Here is a 19,183-nt window from a genome sequence, read left to right on the forward strand (position 1 = left end):
TTTTTGCAAGTTTGAGAAAAGATTGTATAATTTAAAAACAAAAAATAAACTGAGGTGCAAAGTGAAAAGTGGAATTGTAACAATTTTAGGGAGACCCAATGTTGGTAAATCAACTCTTCTTAACTATATTGTACAGAGAAAAATATCAATTGTTACTCCAAAACCACAGACAACAAGATTTCGAATTTTAGGAGTAAAAAACCTAAAAGATGCTCAAATCGTGTTTGCAGATACTCCTGGTTTTCATTTGGCAAAAAGTGCCTTAAACAAGTATATGGTTAATGTTGCAATAAAAAGTCTTGAAGGGGCTGATCTTGTGTACCTAATGGTTGAAGTTAAAGACTATATTGGAGAAGAATATCCTGAATTGCTCAAACATCTTAAAGGTTTAACAGTGCCCGTATTTTTAGTAATTAATAAAATTGATATGTATAAAGATGAAGATATAAGGAAAACTGAGGAAGTCTTTAGAGGTCTTTATGATTTTAAAGAGGTTTTTAAGATATCTGCACTAACTGGTAAGAATGTTGATGCTTTAATTGAAAAAACTGTCGAATATCTCCCTGAAGGACCTCGCTACTTTGGAGAAGGAGAAGTAACAGACCTTCCATTTCATCTTCAGGTTGCAGAGTTGATTAGGGAAAAGTTATATTTGTTACTTAAACAAGAACTTCCTTATGAAACCGCAGTGACAGTTGAGGAAGTAAAAGAAAGAGAAAATGGCGTCCTTTATATAAATGCAGTAATACATGTTGCAAAAGAGTCTCAAAAGGGTATAGTTATTGGGGCAAATGGCTCAATGATTAAAAAAATTGGAACTACAACAAGACTTGAACTTCAAGAAATCTTGAAAAAACCAATCTATCTTGAGTTACAAGTTAAAGTTGAGGAGGATTGGCCAAAACTCGAAGGAAAATTAAAGAAGTTAGGGTATATTATTGAATAAATAAAAGGAGGTAGTAAAATGGGCATTGAAGACAATTTAAAGTCATTAGGTTTAGAATTACCAAAACCATCAAAGACTCTTGGAAGTTATGTGCCAACTATTGTAATTGATTCTAAATTACTTTTCTTTTCTGGTGTTATTCCCGTTGAAAATGGGGAAGTAATAAAGGGTAAATTTGGTAAGAATCTAAGATTAGAGGAAGCCAAAAAACCTGCACAATTAATTGTGCTTTCAATTCTTGCCAATATAAGAGAAATAACTCAAGATTTTTCAAGAATCAAACAAATAGTAAAAATTGAAGGTTATGTAAATTGTACCGAAGATTTTGAGGATCAACCAAAAGTTATGAATGAAGTTTCTAACTTACTTGTGAGTATCTTCGGAGAAAGAGGAAAACATACCCGCATTGCAGTAGGTGTAAATTCGTTGCCAATGGGTGCATGTCTTGAAGTAGCAGGAATTATTGAATTAGACTGATGGAATAACTAAGACAGGAATTTTCGAAAGTCTAATTACATTTTGAACTGTACTTCCAATTAAAGTAGGGGTAAATCCTGCACCAGTAGAGGCTATTGTTATCAATTGTGCTTTTTCTTCCTCTGCTAAAGATGTAATAACCTTTGAAGGAATTCCGAATTCGACTCTCAAAGTTACATTGAAGCCTTTTTCTTCAAGCTCTTCTTTCACGTATTTCATCCTTTCAAAATTCCTTTTTCTATATTCTTCAATTTCGAGCTTAGAAGAGCTCCTCCATGTAAATTCCTCATATTCAAGAACATTTACAACTATTACTTCTTTAGCACCAAATTCTTTCAACTTTGCTATGTAAGGAATTACCTGCTCGCTAAACTTAGAAAAATCGAATGGAAATAAAATTTTTTGGATCATCTTTACCCTCCTATTTTATAAAAATTAATCCAAACAAACCAATAAAAATACAATACCCAGCAAAAACATAAAAATTTGTCTTTTTTATCAATGGGAAGAATATCCATAAAGAAATTAGTCCTACAATAAAAGAAACTAAGATGCCTATTAGAAGATCAAGTAGAGTAAATGTACCAAGAACATTTCCTCGTACTTCCAAAAGGGTTGCTCCTAATATAACTGGGATTGCAATAAGAAAAGAAAATCTTGAGGCACTATCTTTATCTAAACCTGAAATTATTCCACCTGTTATTGTAGATCCTGATCTAGAAATACCCGGAGGAAGTGCAAATATTTGAAAAATTCCCACAATAATTGCATCTATTTGATTAATATCTTTTAAGGTTCTCTTATTTTTATTAGATAAGATGCTTGCTAATACAAGAAAAGCCGCTGTGATGAAAAACAGGTAAGAAACTTTTTTGGGATCTTGAAACAGCAAATCAACTCTTTTGGAAAACAAAACACCAGCAATTCCTGCAGGAATTACAGCTATGATAATCATAAGAAGAAGCCTTTGGTAAAATTTTTCTTCCTCAGTTTTCTTTTGCTTAAAAATAGTAATGAAACCCTTTAAAAGACCGATTACTTCCCGATAAAAATACACTATAAGAGACAGCAAAGTTCCTGCATGAAGTCCCAATGTAAATGAAAGATTTGGAATTTTTAAGTTAAACAATGCAGACACCAGAACAAGATGACCAGAGGAGCTTATTGGCAAAAATTCAGTTGCTCCTTGAATGATACCTAAAATTACGGCTTCCTTTAATCCATTCATTTATAACCTCCACTTTTGTAATTCTATCACAAACTTGTATAAATAGAAAGCTTTATAGTATAATTAAGTGGAGGTGAACATTATGAAAAAAATAGCAGTTCTTATTGAAGACAATTTTAACGAATTTGAGCTAATTTATCCCTACTATAGATTAAAAGAAGAAGGTTTTGAATCAATTCTTGTAGGCCCCCAACTAAAAACCTATCATTCTAAAGTAGGATTAGAGATGAAGGCTGAGAAATCAATTGATGAAATAAACTTCGACGAATTTGATGGTGTTATAATACCTGGAGGATATGCACCAGACTTACTTAGAAGAAATGAAAAAGTCCTCACATTTGTTAGAAAAATGTTTGAGTCTAATAAGTTAGTTGGTGCAATCTGTCATGCAGGATGGGTACTTATTTCTGCAAAAATTGTAAATGGCGTAACGATGACTTGTTTCCATTCCATAAAAGATGATGTAAAAAATGCAGGTGCTAAATATGTTGATCAAAGCGTTGTTGTTGATAATAACCTAATAACATCGAGATTCCCAGGCGATCTTCCTGATTTCATGAGAGAAATAATAAAATTCCTTAAAAGATGAAAGAGATCTATAAAACAACATTTAAAGGGACCAAAATAAAAGTCCTACAGGGTGATATTACCGAGGAAAAAGTAGAAGCCATAGTTAATGCCGCCAACTCTTATCTAAGACATGGTGGAGGTGTCGCCCTTGCTATAGTTAGAAAAGGAGGGAGAGAAATACAAGATGAAAGCGATGAGCTTGTTAGAAAAAATGGACCAGTACAAGTAGGAAAGGCAGTCATTACAAAAGGTTACAGATTAAAGTCTAAATATGTAATTCATACCGTTGGACCACAGTGGGGAGAAGGTAATGAGAAAGAAAAGCTCAAAAGTGCAATTAGAAGTGTTCTTGAGATAGCAAAAAACAACAACATTAGATCAATCTCCATTCCTGCAGTTAGCTGTGGCATCTTTGGATTTCCAAAGGAAGAGGGGACCAAAATTATTGTAGATGAATTAATAAATTTCTTAAATGAAAATGCTAATATATTCGATGAAATCCATCTAATAGGAATAGATGAAGAGATTCCTAATCTATTCAAAGAGGCACTTATAAATGCTTGAAATTTATACGGACGGAGCAAGTAGAGGAAATCCAGGTGAAGCAGCAATTTCATTTATTTTTGTAAAAAATAATAAAATAATATATGTGTCAAGTGAATACATAGGGATTGCAACAAATAATTTTGCAGAATATTTAGCAATAATTAAAAGCTTAGAGGAGGCAAAGAAGAGAGAATCTAAGTCTGTTAAGTTGTATTCTGATTCTCTACTTGCAATATCACAAATAAATGGTAAATACAAAATAAAATCAAAAGATTTACTACCACTTTACGAAAAAATCAAAAATTTAATTAATGATTTTGAAAATTTGATCTTTGAACATATATCTAGAGAATCAAAATACACAAAAATAGCAGATTATATGTGCACATTGATTTTAGGGCCTAAATAAAACAATTTAAGGCATCAGATATTCAATTGTTATCTTTCTTTCTCTATCATTCCAAGTAATACTACATCCAATTTGTTCAGCAACAAACCTAACAGGAATCATTGTTCGATCATTTATAATTAAAGGTTTTATATATGGATTTGTAGGATCGATTGCAACTTCTTTTCCATTAACTTTAGCAATACTATTGCCAATTTGGAGCTCTATTGTTTTTTTATCTATTTGGATTGATACAACCCGATTCATGGCATCCCAGGTAACAAAGCCACCTAATTTCTCAACAATTGCTCTAATAGGAACAACAGTTCTATTCCAACCTTGAATTATAACGGGCGCTGTTCCTCTTCCAGGGTCGATTTCTTCTGGAAAACCGTTGACATACATAATGGGATTATTTATCTGTAAGATAATAGATATTATTAGTTTACCCTTAAACTGAATTGTTCTTGAAATAGTCGTCTCCTCGCCAGTTTTGGCTTTAGAAGTAATAAAAATTGAGCTCAAATAGCTCGAAAGGGTTAGTTTATATGAAAAATTTCCTGTAGTATCAACTGGTATTGTTAAGCCATTTATTTTGACTTCACATCCTGGTGTAGTTTTGCCAGAAATTGTTATAGTTTGAGAAGTAGTTATAAACCCATCCGGAATGTTAACTATTAAGTAAGGATTAATCGTTATACCTCCTGGATATACGTTATCAAACTCAACAATTTCATCTGTAACAGTTGCATATTTTGCATTTTGTATTTGTAAAATTGTACTCCCAATAGAGACACTCTTGAAGACCAATGAGCCTATTTTAGCAGTATTAAAAATATAGTTATCTTTTGGAAACTCAATAAGAAATGTTAATCCTGTATCCGTTGGATTTGTTAATACGACTGAGTTTAAAAATGAGGGTTCGAGGTTTAAACTTATGAATCCCGCCTTATTCTTGTCAAAAACAAGATCAAAAGATATTCCTCTAATGCCATGAGGATTTTTTACATAAATAGGAACTGAAACATTTTCGCCTAAACTACAGTTTCCCTCATCTAACAAAATACCTGGTGTCAAATTTGAAACAACTCTTACAATCGAATTAGAAGAAATTATAAGACCAGAATTTGTAGAATTTACCTTAATAATTACTTGAGTTGAGTCACCTATCTTTGCTATATCCTTGCTTTCAATTTTTAGCCGTATGCGTTTGGTATAATTCGGGGCAAGGGAAAAGGTATTGCTTTGCTCAAAAATTGAAAACCTAAAAGCATTTGAATTTGTTAAACTCACACTAAAAGAATAATTGTCAGATTTTAAACCTGTATTCGAAACAGTGAAATATATATTAACGAAATCATTTATGGAAATATTAGCAACATCAGGCGATACAGCCACTGAAAAAGAATAATCTAAATACTGTTTCTTAATCTCAAATACCCAAACTACATTATGAAATGCATCACTTGCAATTATATGCGAATTTTCTGTCTCAACCGAACTTATACCCAAATACTGAGAGTCGGTCTCAAATAAAGGTGCAAAAGTATTTGTAAATACAGTGATTCTGCCATTTTCTGTATTAGCTACATAAATATTTCCCTCATCATCAACTGCAACATCTTCAGGAATATATAACTTAAAATTAGATTTGCCAGGCCCTCCAAAAGAAGCAATTTCGCTAAACTTCAAATCATAGACGTGAACCATATTATCTTCTAAAGATGTAATAAATACTCTTCCTTTAGAATCGAAAGCTATTCCGGATGGATATTTACAAACTTTAAAACTTCCTATAATTTTAAAATTATCGTCGAATTTAAAAACTGTGTTTTTATCTTGAGAAGTAGCCCAGTAATATCCATTATAGAACGTTATTTTTTTGAGTAAACCAAAATTTGAGTTAATAATGTTTTGTTTAAATGCACCCTTTGAATCAAAAAGAAGAATTTGGTTGTTGCCTATAGCTATTGCATTTCCTCTTTTATCTGCATAGACTGATATTAAAGAAGGTAGACTCTGAGTTCCAATTTTATTTATTCGAAAAACAAGACTACCATCAGAGCCAAATTTTAATATTTCACTTTGATCAAGATTTCCTTTGTTTAAAATCCACGTATTTCCATTTTCATCAAGAGATGCACTTAATGGATTTAAAAGAATACCTTTCGCTGAGTCTCTAATAAAATCTTTTTTATTTATAAAATATCCAAGAGTATTAAAAACTGAAAGTCTTGTAACTGTCGGATATCCGAAAGGAGCGTTAGGGTTTGATTGGAGAAAAAAATAATAACCTGAGTCAAAAACATAAACACTATTTGTCAAACTCACAGCAATTCCAGAAGGAGTTAAAAATGAGCCATCAGGTATAGAAGTGGTGCTGTTAGAAAAATTCCCAAAAGTATTAACCAACTGATAATTAGAATTAAATATTGCAACCTTTGGAGTATTGGTTGAATTGTTATTTAGTCCCCTATCAACTACATAGATATTTCCTTTAGAGTCAACCGAAACATCTGATGGAAATACAAGGATCCCGTCACCAAAAGTTTTCAATAACCTTAACGTGGAATCAAAAGTATAAATTTTGCTTTCTTTACCAGAAACCGCATAGATATATCCTTTGGCATCCGAAGTTAAACCTAAAGGAGTTAATATATCTATAGAAGATATTATCTTCCCATTAAAATCAGTTTTATAAATTTTATTCGAAAAATAATCCGAAACAAAAATATTTGTTGTGGTAACCGCAATTCCTATTGGTGAAGTAAAATTTGAATTTGTCAAAGTTCTTATAAAAAGGCCATTTTTATCGTAAATTTTAACTTCTTTTCTAAAAGGATCTACAATGTAGAAATTACCATTAAAATATGCTATATCTGTAGGATAAGTAAAATTCCTTAATGAACCAAAAGAAAATTTTTCCTCCAATAATGGAGTTAAAACATGAACACGGCCATAGGAATTATCAATAACCGCTATATATCCGTCATCTGTCACAGTAATTCCTTGCATAGGAAAAATGTATCTTGTATCAAAATCATCTTCAAAAAAATTAACTTCCGCAAGCGCTGCACTACCTATAAAATCGTACTGCGGAACTCCAATATTCAAAATTGGATTAATTGAAGAAATTGTGGAGGCATTTATAAAGCTCGGTCTAATAAAAGGCGCTGTAATAAATAGAATCAAAAAGACGAGTAATACCTTTCTCATTATACCTCCTCAGGGATACAATTCTCCAAAATGCTTAGCAAATATGTAAAAATCTTTCTCATCAATTATTCCATCAAAATTTAAATCACACCGAGGATTAAATTTTGCGTTATCTTTAGTTAAACCAAAAGTAGACTTAAAGATTGCTAAGTCTTGGGAATCAACTTTTTTATCTCCATTTAAGTCAGCAAATTTTGAATATTCAGAGATTTTAAAGTTAATACCTTTAGTATAATAACTTTCAAGAGAGTCACTTGTAGGACGATAAACGTTTATAAATCCCTCACCATTTTCCAAAGCCTTAAATGTAAGTTTTAGGGTTGTATCACTGATATAGTTTTCACTTGTTATCTGTATGTTCACCGCATTTTTTTGTTGATTCGAAGAAACAAGAATTAATTCATTTACTGGGATTAAGTTAATCAAAGAAAGTTTTGTGGTATCAAAATGAATTTCAAAACTCAAAGACTTAAATGGTTTAACACCACTAATGTCTAAATTAATAGGCAATACATCTCCAATATTCATTAATGGCGCAATACCATTTGGCAAATCCAAAGAAATTTTTCCAAGACTTCCAAAACCACTTACCCAAAAATATCCACTTTTGACAAACTTTTCCAAAGTAGGAAGTGCTTGTTTTGAATTCTCATCATCGTTTGCTTCTATATATGATATCTTATAATAGTAAATACCATTTTCTAAAATGTAAGAACTACTCACAGGATCAAAAGGACCAAATGTAACCGAGTAATCACCAACATAAATAGGAGCAATATCTAAAATATCTTTAATAATGTTACCTTTTGAATCCAAAATGGAAATTTTAACTTCTTCTGCAACGCTTTCTCTGAACTTATATGATTCTGAAGAGCCAACACTTCCTACTCCAACCGAAAATGAAATTTTAGAAGATGTTTGAGGTGACAAATTATTGCTACTAATGTTAACATTGTAAATAGGATCTCTAGGTTTATTGTCTTTTAAATAAACATAAGGGATATGTAATTTTTCAAATCCGCTGTCAAAAAATATGAAGCCATAAGAATCTATTACATCAGAAGATGCGCTTAAAGTAACGTTAAAAGTGACACTTGAGTTGCCACTCACCGTTATGCTTGAAGGTAAATTAATGGAAATAGAATCATTCGATGCATTGATTATACTTGTTGAAAATGTTTTTGTAGTATTTCCAAAGTTCTTGATTGTTAGAGAAAAGACCTTTGACCGGATTCCGTTACCAAAGATTAAGGAAGACGGATAAACAACTGCATTCGCATTAACAGCATTATAAACATTTACTCTACCGGATCCTTGAAGTGTTGGTGAGAATGGTTTAGATGAAGATGGATTATACAAAATATCTGCCGTATTCATAAGAAGATACTTAATTTCCTGGCTCTGTAAATTGGGTTTTGCTTGTTTTATCAAAGCAACTGATCCTGCAACAACCGGAGAAGCCATTGATGTGCCACTCATTTCAGCATAAGAATTATTTAAGTATGTAGAGCTGATATTAACACCAGGAGCCACTAAGTCAGGTTTTAAGTAAAAATCGCTTGTAGGACCCTGAGAAGAAAATTCCGCAATTAAGCCGAGTCCATACACATTATTTATACTAATTCTTTCGTCTATATGCTCTTTGAGAAATTGACCGTCAGTAAAAGAGACAAAAAGGAACGGTATAAAATCATTTCTCGAAGGATTGCTTTGAGAGACCAAAGTAATCTTTGGCATTCCACTTACATTATTATAAACAATAACTCCAACTGCTCCTGCGTCCTTTGCATTAAGGTCTTTATCACCGAAATAAATCTGCCCTCTTTCAATTAAGGCAATTCTCCCCTTAACATCTATATTGGCAAAATCTTCTTTTCTACCTAAACCGCAATAAACGATCTGATAATCGCCTTCTATAAAATCCGGTGATTCATTAGGATACTGGGCAATGATCTTTCTACCATATGAATTGATAATCCCAGTAATACCATCAGAAGAAGCCCCAACTCCAATTGCAAGGTCAACTGAAGCAGGAGAGCTAATTGGATACTCAAAAAATTCGCTTGAAACACCATTATTACCAGCTGCAGCAACTACTACAACCCCTGAATTTACAGCCCTTCTTACCGCTTGAGATTCCGGATCATCGGAGGTTGCTCCACCATTTGTTAGGCCAATTGAAATATTAACGACGTCACACTTATCTTTCACTGCCTGGTCTAGAGCTTTTATTATAAGAGAACTTGTGGTTGTTGTACTATTCTTGGAAAAGACTTTATAGGCATAGATCTTCGCATTCTTTGCTATTCCTTTTTCTGAACCCGCAGCAATTCCTGCAACATGTGTTCCATGCCCATCGTAATCCATAGGATCAGGATCATTATCAGCAAAGTCATAACCACCAATAACCTTTAAATTGGGAAATTTTCCACCACCCAATTCTTTATGAGTATAATCTACGCCAGTATCAATGATACCAATTTTAATATTATTACCTGTAATTAAATTCCCTGATTGGTCTTTCAAAAGATTCACCAAATCAGATTTTATAACTTTGCTTGTGATATCTCTTTCTAATTTATACTGTCTTTCTTCATAAATATTTTTAACAAAGTCTAAATCAAGAATCTTGTTAAGTGCTTTTCCACTTCCTTCTATACTTACACCATTTAGGACATAAGAATAGTCGTAAGAAACCTTCAATCCTAAATCTTCTAATGCCTTTTTATAACTTATATGCTTTGTCTTAAGGGAATTGCTGTAGTTTTCCAAACTGTTAACACCAAAAACAGAAAGGAACCTGTAAGAAAAACTATCTTTATAGTCAAGAACGGGAGGTTCGCTTAAAACTACAATTGCTTTGTAAGTTTTATTCTCATTAAATACAACGGATTTCTTTGGGATGACTATAGCCTTTGTGGGTGATAAAAATGAAAGCAAAAATGCAATCAATACAAAAATATTAAAGAATCTTTTCACTGAAATACTAATTTTCTTCATATTTTATTATACATTTTTTGAATAATTTACAAAATAAATTATAATACCTTGAAATGAAAAATTTAAGTAAAATTAAACTTCTCATTTTTGATTTCGATGGCACCTTGTTTGATACGTCACTTGATATAGCAAATGCAGTTAATTTTGGATTAAAGCAATTCGGAAAAGAAGAGTTAGATCCATTCATCGTTTGGAGTTACACAGGCGATGGACTTCTAAACACAATAAAAAGAGCTTTTTCTACCAACGACATCAATACTATTCAAAAGGCTTACGAGATTATATTACAGTATTATGAGGAACATTCGGGAGAAAATTCGAAGCCTATCGATAATGTTTTGGAATTCTTAGATAAAGACAAAAGAAGGAAAGTTATTCTTTCCAATAAAAATTTTGTTCCAATGTTAAAAGTCCTTGAAAAGTTCAAAATTAAAGAAAAATTTGAAAAAATATATGGATTTGATAACTTGCCATTTGCAAAACCAGATCCAAGAACTGTAGATTTCATTCTAAACGAAACAGGTGTTGAGAGAAACGAAGCAGTAATAATTGGTGATGCAGAGCAGGATATTCAAACAGCAAAGAATGCAAACATAAGATGCTATATAATTCCCTCAAAACCAATTAATATGACACATCAATGTATTTTATTTAAAGATTATAATGAGCTTGAATTGTTATTAGAGAAAACATAAAAATGGAAGGAGGAAAGAAATGGCATATCTTCTTGTAATTGTTTTAAACAAAACTGAAAAGATTAATAAAATTCTTGAGAGATTCATTGAAGTTGATGTAAGAGGTGCAACAATAATTGATTCGATTGGTATGGGAAGAACACTTGAACCTGAGGTATCAACATTTTCGACATTGCTTGAAATTTTTAATGTTGGAAGTGGAAGATATCCAGAAAATAAAACTATTTTCACAGTAATAAAAGAGGAAAAAACACTTAGAGAAGCACAAAGAGTAGTTAAAGAAGAACTAAATGATTTTAAAGAACCAGGAACTGGTATTATGTTTGTAATTCCAGTTATCGACTTTGTTGGTCTTGCGCCATCCTTGGAAGAAGAGAAAAAAGCAATCGAAGAAAAACGAAAAATAGAAAAAATGATTTGAAAATAATTATAAATTGGTGGAGGCGGCGGGAGTCGAACCCGCGTCCGGGTAGGTAATCTACACTGGCTACTACAGGCTTAGCCATTTTTTGTTATTCACACCTTGTCTCCAAATGGCAGGAAACAAAGCGCATAGTCCGACTTTCTACTCTTGAGCTAGGCTCGGACTACCCAACCCAAGAGGCTCATGTCCCGACATCTTGCAAGTTCCATGAGCAAAAACTTTGCAAGACGGCAGCATTATCTTATGCTGCTAATGCATAACTATAATCGGCGTTTATTTTTTAGCGGTTTTTTTAGGAGGCCAACCGCTATCCTCCGCCTGCTCCAGTATACCTTACCTATCCGTCGAGCCCCAGCGCCCCCTCAAAAAACACCAATATATTATATCATAAATTTATTTTTTTGTCTACTGCATTAGGATGCTTCGAATATAAGGAATAAAAATAAAATTACGGGAATAATTTGAAAAAGATAAGATATCATACCAGCAAAAATAGATATTCCCAGCCCAAGCATTCCCCAAGCTACGAGGAATGAACTTGCAAAAAACAAAGCCGTAAGAACTAAGACAAAAATGCTTATATCAAAATTTTGGTTTGAACGGCTCTTCTCCTTTTCTAAAAGGATTGCAAATATTAATGAAAGAAGGACTATAAACAAATAAGACAAAGGATAGGTGAAAATGCTAAGCTCTGTAATGTGTAAAACTATAAATCTGTTTATAAAAATAGTTCCGATAATGATGAATACGGAAAGGGCAAAACAAAAAGTTGAAAATAATTTATTTTTTACTTGAATATCAACTAATATTAAAATAAAACTCACAAGGAAAATTATAACGAAAGGAATATAAGTGAAAAGTTCTGTTCTTTCCGGTAAAAAAAATGGAAGCCATTTAAAAGAAATCAAAGTCAACAGGACAAGAATAACGCCAATAATTTCAGACCTTGAAATTCTTCGTTTAAATGTTAGTAATATAACCATAGGAAACACGATTGGAAAATAAAATAGAGATATTTGGAAAGAAGGATAAGGAAGCAGCAAAGTTGGAGGCTCTGGAATTATGGATCCAAATTCAATAATATTATAGATCCAAAACAATGCTATAAACAACAGAGAAAATGCAAAAATTCTTGAATCTCCCCTACTAAGCGCATAAATAAAAAATATTGCAGAAACAGCAATATAAAGAATAGCCGTTAAATCATAGCCTAGGAATAATAAATTTATAAGACTTATTAGTGCTGTAATAAAGATAGATAACAAAACAAACAATACTTTATTCTCAAAAATCCGCTTTACATAAAATTTCTTCTTAAAGAAAACTATTGACAATACAAATAAAAATATAATAGGTATTAATTGAATTTTGATGTAGTTAAAGATTTTTGGATTTTCAAAAGAAAAGTTTTCAAATACAATTTTTTCATTTTCTCCGAGGGTAAATTCTTTCATTTCAAACGGCTGAAAATCTAAATTTATTTCACGTTTAACTCCCGAAACATCAAAATTTATATATTTAGAAATATTTTTGTTCGTTCCATTTGTAAGTATTATGGACAAATATCTATCTGATGCAGGCTTATTAGTGACAGCTATTGGAAAAAAATCTTTCTTAAAGACTTCAACTATTGCAGTTCCATCTAAATCAAAGTTCAAATAAATCCCCGTATTTACCTTTTGAATTTCCCAACCTTTTACATTGCCATTAATGTATATATTATCCTCGCTTTTAATTGTAAGATGCTGATTTATCTTTCCCCTTCCAGCATAAATATAAGAAAGAACGTTTTCGCCGCTGAATTCAGAAACGCTATAATCTCTATATTGTCTAAAATTAGAAAATGTCAAAGGCAAAACTCTTTTAATTATATCAGATGCATTCAATATCTCTTTTGTAAAGTCTGAAAAACTTTGCTCATAATAGAAAAATTCGTTTGTTTTTAGATCTCTGCCAAATTGCGGAACGATTCCAAGTAAAGAACATTCCTTTAGAAAATTTTCAATTTCGCTTCCATTTAAATTACCATTGTAGTTTGCGATAATTGTTTTACTTGACAATATCCTACGAAGACTCTCTAACTTACTAAAACTATCTCCAAAAACATTAACAACAAATACATCTCCTAGATCTTTAACTGAATTGACATTATTTTCCGTAATATTTGTAAATACAATTAATTTTTGTCCGATATCGCGCTTAAGGTGTTGGATAGTTTTTTTAACAATGCTTTCGTAATTAAAATCTACTAAGTCAGGTAGTTGAATATAAAACCCATCAAAATCGAGATACGAATTTTGATACTTGCTTCGTGCAATTTTACTTAAAATAGCAGATTGATTTATGACTTCACTTTTTATGAACCGATAATATTGAGTAGTATCTTTAAAGGGAAATTTCAATGGATCAAGAAAGAAATAAGTTGTTAAAGTGTTTTTTACTTTCGGAGTTCTGATCGGTATTGCAATATATCCACTTTTCGAAGATTCGTACCTATATGTGACAACAATGTCTGGTTCACTTTTTTTAACTTCAGTCAATGGAATACCCTTAACTTCGTAAAGGGATGAAATTGCAGAAAGTATCTTTTGCTTTTCAACCAGATCAAATGGTTCAGAAGTTTCATAGAATTTTTTCAAATCCGAAAGATTTGAGGGCCTACTATTTTCAAGTAAATAAAGGAAGAGATCCAATTTAACAAAAACCCTTGCATTATGTTTATAGGCAATATTTTCTACATCAATAAGACTTTCTGGTTTTTCAACAAAAACTGCACTTACAGGAATATTGGGATATTTTGCTATAAAAGAGGAAAGATCTATGTTTGCAATAGAAATACCAGAATAAAGAAAGTGAGAATTCACATTCTCAACATTTGCATTGGTATTTAAAGGAATAAATAAAAAAAACACAAAAACAAGTATAAATATATAAATTAACTTTTTCATATTTCAAGCATGATTTTATCACAAAATTTTAATTCCACAAAAAGCTGTGCTTAGCCTTAACAAGAAGAAATTTAACTGCTTGACTTTAATCAAATATTCACACTATAATATGGCATGCGTGATGATCTAATGAAAATAAATATTATTCGCTTCTATCTTGCAGTATCGATTGGGATCCTAACGAAATATTTTCTTAAGGCACTTGGCTTTAGTGCAACTTCTCTTCCAGGCAAAATTGCATATGCTATTTATCCAGAAATTTTGAGGGAACTAAATAAAAGATGCAAAAGTAAAATTTTAATTACAGGAACAAATGGAAAATCCACAACAACGCATCTTATAAATTTGATTTGTGAAAAAAAAGGGGTAACCTTATGTAATGAATCCGGTGCAAATATGATAAGCGGAATAGTTAGTACTTTTATAAGTAAGCTAAGAAATTACTACGACTATTGCATTTTCGAAGTAGATGAAGGATCGATTAAAAAAATATCAAATGAATTAAAGCCAGACTTTGTTGTTGTTACAAATATTTTTAGAGACCAACTTGATAGATATGGCGAAGTTGATTTAATCAGAAATACAATATTTGAAAGCATAGCAAATTCTTTTGCATTGTTAAATGGAGATGACCCAAATTTAAATTTATATAATGACAATAAAAAAGCTTTCTTTGGTTTAGAATACCAAAATAGTATAGAGAATCGCAATTTAACACTTGATACACAATTTTGTCCATTATGTGGCACAAAACTTTCCTATGAGTATTATACGGTTGGTCATCTTGGAAAATTCTTTTGCCCTAATTGTGGATTTAGAAATGCAGAACCGCAATTTTTGATAAGAAATATAAAACACATTGGAAATTCATATACTTTTGTTTTTGTCGATAAGAACTCTAATACTCTGACCAATTTTAAGATAAAAGATTTTGGGGCGTATCAACTTTACAATGTATGTGCAGCTATTTCAACAACATCAGTTTTAGGAATAAATCAAGCAGAGATACACGAGATCTTGGAAAATTTTTCTCCAAAATTAGGAAGATTTGAAGAAATAAAGTTAAGTGATAAAACTATAATAATAAATCTTGTTAAGAATCCTGTAAGCTTAAGCGAAACCCTATACACAATTTCTAACGATAACTCTAATAAAGTAATTGTACTAATCTTAAATGATAACTACGCCGACGGAAGAGATGTATCCTGGATTTGGGACGCTGATTTTGACATAATTAGCTCATTAAAAAATCTTACAAAAGTATATTGTGGTGGAAAAAGAAAAGAAGAGATATTACTAAGATTAAAATACACATCATTTCGTTTAGAAAATTGTTATTTAATCGATTTGAGAAGAGATATTAAAAATATTTTAGCTCACAATGTTGAAAAAATTTACTTTTTGCCAACTTACACTGCGCTTTTTGAAACACGTAAAATTATTTTAGAAACCATACAAAGGAGAAAATAAATGCACATAAAAATAGTTAATCTTTTTCCAGAGCTCCTCAATCTATACGGTGATAAAGGAAATATTATTGTTTTGAAAAAAAGAGCAGAATGGAGAAACATTAAAGCAGATATTATAGACTACCATATAGAAGATACCCCTTATTTGTTAAAAGAAGTAGACATAGTTCTTTTAGGTGGAGCATCGGACTATGAAGAAAAAATACTTTTTAAATTTCTACTTGGCATCAAAAACATATTGAAAGAACTTATAGAAAGTAATGTACCAGTACTTGCTATATGTGGAGGATACCAACTTTTAGGTAATCTCTACATTAAAGATAGTGGTGAAGAAATAAAAGGATTAGGAATTTTAGACTTTTACACCAAACAAGAAAAAGGAAGATTGGTGGGAAACTTAATTATCGAAAACAATTTGGGTTTATTTCCAAAAACTGTAGTTGGTTTTGAAAATCACGGAGGCAGAACTTATCATAATTACAATACATTTGGAAAAATTTTAACGGGTTTTGGTAATAACGGAAAAGATAAGAAGGAAGGAATAGTATACAAGAATCTTATCGGAACGTATATGCATGGACCTATTTTACCTAAAAATCCACACATTGCTGATTATCTTATATTTAACGCCCTAAAGAGAAAATACGGCATAACCTTCGATGAATTTGCCAAACTTGACGATAGAATTGAGATGTTAGCACATAGAAAAGTATTAGCTTTATATAACAAAAGATTCTTTTTTAAAAAAATAAAAAATCTATAAGATAATTGCTTGATAGGTTATAAAAATTCTGGGCAAATAATTTACCCGTGAAGCATCATTCCATACCTCAATCCTCAGTAATTGCCGTCTTTTTGTAATTAAAACTTTCTTTTTTAAACTTTTTAATAACTCCTAAAATTTTTTCTGCCTAAATTAAGCGATTTTTTATCACTAAATAAAAGCTTATCTTTTTTGAGAATTTCATCAAGCATCAAGATTCTCTCTCAAAAAGTCGTTCTTCTGTAATTTGCACTACTTTTAAACAGCTTTTTTTTAAGAACTCAAATCATTTACTAAAACTCTTTTGCCTTATTGAGTTCTCTAAGACATAAATGAAGAACTGGTTGAATTTAATCATTATCTAAAAATGTTAAGGAGTCTTTTGCTACTTTTATTGCGCAAAGGATAACTTCCGATAATGATGTGCGTGATCAAAATAAGTATATATCTTAATTGCCAACTCTTGCTTCGATATCCTTATCTTATCTACATCATACTCTTCCTGCACTCTGAATAAGAAGTTATTTAAAATTATCTTGTCTCTACAATCATAACTGCCCTATCACAGTTTTGTTGTTTTAAGAGAATTCCTATAATATGTTAGGAGGTTGCAAATGAAAAATAAAATTATAATCTTTTTTGTAATTTTAGTTTTAATTGCTTCCGCAGTTGTTGCAGTATGGAGTCTCTCTACTAAAATAACTTCTACTCCTATCTTAGTGAAAGCAAATGGAAGCTTTTTAAAAATAGACGAAAAAGGAAGGGTTACAAAACTCTCTGATGTAAGTAAAAATGATTTAATAAAGGGAATTGGTTTTTATGCAGACAATTTTATTTATACTTCACAATCATCTGATAACTCGCCAATCACTTCAATCTGGAATCTTAATACAAAAACACATGAATTAACTGAGCTTACAAAAGGAATCGGTAATACCTTTTTTAGCCCTATGATTAAAGGTGATAAACTTATTTTTGAAAGTAAAGAGCCTTTTGGAATATGGGTTGTTGATCTTAAAAATAGCAGTAAAGTAAATGTCGCAGAAGGTTTAGAGCCATCCACAGGTGGAAGTGGAACACAATTTGGGGAATTCATTATTTCAAAAGATTCTAAGTGGATTATCTTCACAGCATTTGATCCTGTACTCAAGAAAAATTGCTATTTTTCCACAAGAGTTGACGGAAGCAAGCGAGTGAATCTTACAGGTGATGTGCCTATTCCATTGCTTGCAGTTGATGCAGCAGATGGAAGACCTTTTATTGAACTAACTGCTTTTTCGGAAGATGGAACGAAACTCTTTTTTAGCTTCGCCAATAATGGAAAAGAACTAAGTTATTTTACAAGCATAGACGGGAATTTTAGGGCAACTCTTCCTTACGGGTATTTTGTTTCATTTATTAACAACGATTCTGAAATAATTCTTTTGTACCCAAACCCTACTACAGGTAAACGCTCTATTTTGAAAGTTTCAATTGATGGTAAAATCCAAAATAACTTAACTAAAGACTTACAAGGGGATTGCTATGAGGTGAAACTTTCTCCCCAAAATGACAAAATTATTTTTACATTTGCTCCTATTGGCTCTCAAGAGTATTCCCTTTGGATTATGAATATTGACGGAAGTAATAAGCAGAAGCTTACTGATAAAACAGAAGGTATTTTATACCCAATGCCTTTTGGTTTTGTCCTTATTCCTAATAGCAATAAGATAATATACCAAATAGAAGATCCTGATTTAAGAAAATGGTCCCTTTGGACTTATGACATGGATAATAGCGCTAAAACAAAGCTTTTAGGAGATAGTGAGACCGATTATACCTTTGCTTATTTGGCTTCAAATGGAAAATATATTATTGTTAGAAGCGGTGAAAATGTTTTGCTTGCAAGCACAAATGGAGACAAAAAAGAAATCCTTGAAGGTAATTTTGGAAGCAACACTTTCAGTATTTTGAATGACTATCTAATATATCAGGACTCAAAGAATAACTCTCTCTATCTCCTGGATCTGTCAACTGATACAAAACTCAAGATAAAAGAAAATTTTTTAGATAATATTTTGGGAGATAGGTGCCAAATTTCTACTAACGGCAAGGATATTTTGATTGCTGCAAGCACAAAAGAGGGTTTGCTCCAATATTATCTGTTTAACACTCAAAATCATAAGTTCACAGACCTGAATAAAATAATAAAGGGCGAAATCTTTTTTGCAAGTTTCTACCCATAACAGAGTGTTTGAAAAAGTTATTTAAGTTACAATTTACAACATTCCTTAATGCATGGTTCAGAGTTAGTAAGTTCTTTGATTTATAAATTTTCAGGCAAATAACAAAAGGATCAAACTTTTCAGCTTCGAGATTATAACCCTCTGAGTTAAGAAAGATTGGCACAGTTTTTATTTACAACAAAATGGACCTTAAATATGGAACCATAAAATTTCTACATTAAAGATAGTGGTGAAGAAATAAAAGGATTAGGAATTTTAGACTTTTACACCAAACAAGAAAAAGGAAGA

The 19,183-nt window shown here is 31.5% G+C and carries 15 protein-coding genes and 1 other RNA gene; 10 read left to right on the plus strand and 6 right to left on the minus strand.

The features are described from left to right. The first annotated feature begins 61 nt into the window (after nt 1-61). The gene (era, locus tag ACP5SP_RS02265; protein ID WP_416084651.1) at nt 62-946 is read left to right on the plus strand and encodes a GTPase Era; all 885 of its coding nucleotides are present in this window, start codon (nt 62-64) and stop codon (nt 944-946) included. A gap of 18 nt (nt 947-964) precedes the next feature. Continuing rightward, nucleotides 965-1,423, plus strand: coding sequence for a RidA family protein (locus ACP5SP_RS02270; RefSeq protein WP_416084652.1), 459 nt, complete (start codon nt 965-967; stop codon nt 1,421-1,423). Here the strand turns inward: ACP5SP_RS02270 and ACP5SP_RS02275 are convergent. Together ACP5SP_RS02275 and uppP are read right to left on the minus strand one after the other, a co-directional pair. After that, nucleotides 1,415-1,834, minus strand: coding sequence for a universal stress protein (locus ACP5SP_RS02275; RefSeq protein ID WP_416084653.1), 420 nt, complete (start codon nt 1,832-1,834; stop codon nt 1,415-1,417). The genes ACP5SP_RS02270 and ACP5SP_RS02275 overlap by 9 nt on opposite strands. A gap of 10 nt (nt 1,835-1,844) precedes the next feature. Further along, a complete protein-coding gene (gene uppP, locus ACP5SP_RS02280; RefSeq protein ID WP_424586731.1) occupies nt 1,845-2,651 on the minus strand; it encodes an undecaprenyl-diphosphatase UppP in 807 nt (268 codons plus the stop codon). Between the two features lie 82 nt (nt 2,652-2,733). On the opposite strand from uppP, the gene ACP5SP_RS02285 reads away from it, so the two are divergent. The 3 genes from ACP5SP_RS02285 to ACP5SP_RS02295 are packed head-to-tail and all read left to right on the plus strand — an operon-like array spanning nt 2,734 to nt 4,176. Then, complete coding sequence (locus ACP5SP_RS02285) at nt 2,734-3,240, plus strand: type 1 glutamine amidotransferase domain-containing protein (RefSeq protein ID WP_424586732.1); 507 nt, start codon at nt 2,734-2,736, stop codon at nt 3,238-3,240. Then, nucleotides 3,237-3,785 (plus strand): macro domain-containing protein, encoded by a 549-nt coding sequence (locus ACP5SP_RS02290; RefSeq protein ID WP_424586733.1) that lies wholly within the window; start codon nt 3,237-3,239, stop codon nt 3,783-3,785. The genes ACP5SP_RS02285 and ACP5SP_RS02290 overlap by 4 nt, the downstream gene beginning before the upstream one ends. Further along, nucleotides 3,778-4,176, plus strand: coding sequence for a ribonuclease HI family protein (locus ACP5SP_RS02295; protein WP_416084657.1), 399 nt, complete (start codon nt 3,778-3,780; stop codon nt 4,174-4,176). The genes ACP5SP_RS02290 and ACP5SP_RS02295 overlap by 8 nt, the downstream gene beginning before the upstream one ends. Nucleotides 4,177-4,182: 6 nt before the next feature. On the opposite strand, the gene ACP5SP_RS02300 is transcribed toward ACP5SP_RS02295, so the two are convergent. Both ACP5SP_RS02300 and ACP5SP_RS02305 read right to left on the minus strand, forming a co-directional pair. Continuing rightward, nucleotides 4,183-7,371, minus strand: a complete 3,189-nt coding sequence (locus ACP5SP_RS02300) for a stalk domain-containing protein (protein WP_428075963.1) — start codon at nt 7,369-7,371, stop codon at nt 4,183-4,185. A gap of 9 nt (nt 7,372-7,380) precedes the next feature. Continuing rightward, nucleotides 7,381-10,371: a S8 family serine peptidase gene (locus ACP5SP_RS02305; protein WP_424586735.1), complete on the minus strand. Its 2,991-nt coding sequence runs from the start codon at nt 10,369-10,371 to the stop codon at nt 7,381-7,383. Between the two features lie 53 nt (nt 10,372-10,424). Here ACP5SP_RS02305 and ACP5SP_RS02310 point away from each other — a divergent pair, with 53 nt between their 5' ends. Together ACP5SP_RS02310 and ACP5SP_RS02315 are read left to right on the plus strand one after the other, a co-directional pair. Further along, on the plus strand, nt 10,425-11,066 hold the full coding sequence (locus tag ACP5SP_RS02310) for an HAD family hydrolase (RefSeq protein ID WP_416084660.1): 642 nt from the start codon (nt 10,425-10,427) through the stop codon (nt 11,064-11,066). Nucleotides 11,067-11,085: 19 nt separating this feature from the next. Then, the gene (locus ACP5SP_RS02315) at nt 11,086-11,487 is read left to right on the plus strand and encodes a hypothetical protein (RefSeq protein WP_416084661.1); all 402 of its coding nucleotides are present in this window, start codon (nt 11,086-11,088) and stop codon (nt 11,485-11,487) included. A 14-nt stretch (nt 11,488-11,501) separates the two neighbouring features. Here ACP5SP_RS02315 and ssrA read toward each other — a convergent pair. Further along, nucleotides 11,502-11,852: a transfer-messenger RNA gene (ssrA, locus tag ACP5SP_RS02320) on the minus strand. A gap of 51 nt (nt 11,853-11,903) precedes the next feature. Beyond that, nucleotides 11,904-14,438, minus strand: coding sequence for a hypothetical protein (locus ACP5SP_RS02325; RefSeq protein ID WP_428075965.1), 2,535 nt, complete (start codon nt 14,436-14,438; stop codon nt 11,904-11,906). A gap of 114 nt (nt 14,439-14,552) precedes the next feature. Between ACP5SP_RS02325 and ACP5SP_RS02330 the strand changes: the two genes are divergently transcribed. From ACP5SP_RS02330 to ACP5SP_RS02340, 3 genes are all read left to right on the plus strand, one after another. After that, nucleotides 14,553-15,908, plus strand: coding sequence for a MurT ligase domain-containing protein (locus tag ACP5SP_RS02330; RefSeq protein WP_428075967.1), 1,356 nt, complete (start codon nt 14,553-14,555; stop codon nt 15,906-15,908). After that, a complete protein-coding gene (locus ACP5SP_RS02335) occupies nt 15,909-16,670 on the plus strand; it encodes a type 1 glutamine amidotransferase (protein ID WP_424586738.1) in 762 nt (253 codons plus the stop codon). A 614-nt stretch (nt 16,671-17,284) separates the two neighbouring features. Then, a complete protein-coding gene (locus ACP5SP_RS02340; protein ID WP_428075970.1) occupies nt 17,285-18,895 on the plus strand; it encodes a TolB family protein in 1,611 nt (536 codons plus the stop codon). Nucleotides 18,896-19,183 lie beyond the last annotated feature (288 nt).

This window comes from Caldisericum sp., from assembly GCF_049967455.1.
Classification (GTDB): Bacteria; Caldisericota; Caldisericia; order Caldisericales; family Caldisericaceae; genus Caldisericum; species Caldisericum exile_A.

Bases quoted from the DNA above. Each gene is read 5' to 3' on its own strand.
- ACP5SP_RS02295 (WP_416084657.1), top strand. From the start codon at position 3,778: ATGCTTGAAATTTATACGGACGGAGCAAGTAGAGGAAATCCAGGTGAA.
- ACP5SP_RS02290 (WP_424586733.1), top strand. From the start codon at position 3,237: ATGAAAGAGATCTATAAAACAACATTTAAAGGGACCAAAATAAAAGTC.
- ACP5SP_RS02300 (WP_428075963.1), bottom strand. From the start codon at position 7,371: ATGAGAAAGGTATTACTCGTCTTTTTGATTCTATTTATTACAGCGCCT.
- ACP5SP_RS02335 (WP_424586738.1), top strand. From the start codon at position 15,909: ATGCACATAAAAATAGTTAATCTTTTTCCAGAGCTCCTCAATCTATAC.
- ACP5SP_RS02310 (WP_416084660.1), top strand. From the start codon at position 10,425: ATGAAAAATTTAAGTAAAATTAAACTTCTCATTTTTGATTTCGATGGC.
- ACP5SP_RS02325 (WP_428075965.1), bottom strand. From the start codon at position 14,438: ATGAAAAAGTTAATTTATATATTTATACTTGTTTTTGTGTTTTTTTTA.
- ACP5SP_RS02285 (WP_424586732.1), top strand. From the start codon at position 2,734: ATGAAAAAAATAGCAGTTCTTATTGAAGACAATTTTAACGAATTTGAG.
- ACP5SP_RS02305 (WP_424586735.1), bottom strand. From the start codon at position 10,371: ATGAAGAAAATTAGTATTTCAGTGAAAAGATTCTTTAATATTTTTGTA.
- ACP5SP_RS02340 (WP_428075970.1), top strand. From the start codon at position 17,285: ATGAAAAATAAAATTATAATCTTTTTTGTAATTTTAGTTTTAATTGCT.
- ACP5SP_RS02275 (WP_416084653.1), bottom strand. From the start codon at position 1,834: ATGATCCAAAAAATTTTATTTCCATTCGATTTTTCTAAGTTTAGCGAG.
- ACP5SP_RS02270 (WP_416084652.1), top strand. From the start codon at position 965: ATGGGCATTGAAGACAATTTAAAGTCATTAGGTTTAGAATTACCAAAA.
- ACP5SP_RS02330 (WP_428075967.1), top strand. From the start codon at position 14,553: ATGCGTGATGATCTAATGAAAATAAATATTATTCGCTTCTATCTTGCA.
- ACP5SP_RS02315 (WP_416084661.1), top strand. From the start codon at position 11,086: ATGGCATATCTTCTTGTAATTGTTTTAAACAAAACTGAAAAGATTAAT.
- uppP (WP_424586731.1), bottom strand. From the start codon at position 2,651: ATGAATGGATTAAAGGAAGCCGTAATTTTAGGTATCATTCAAGGAGCA.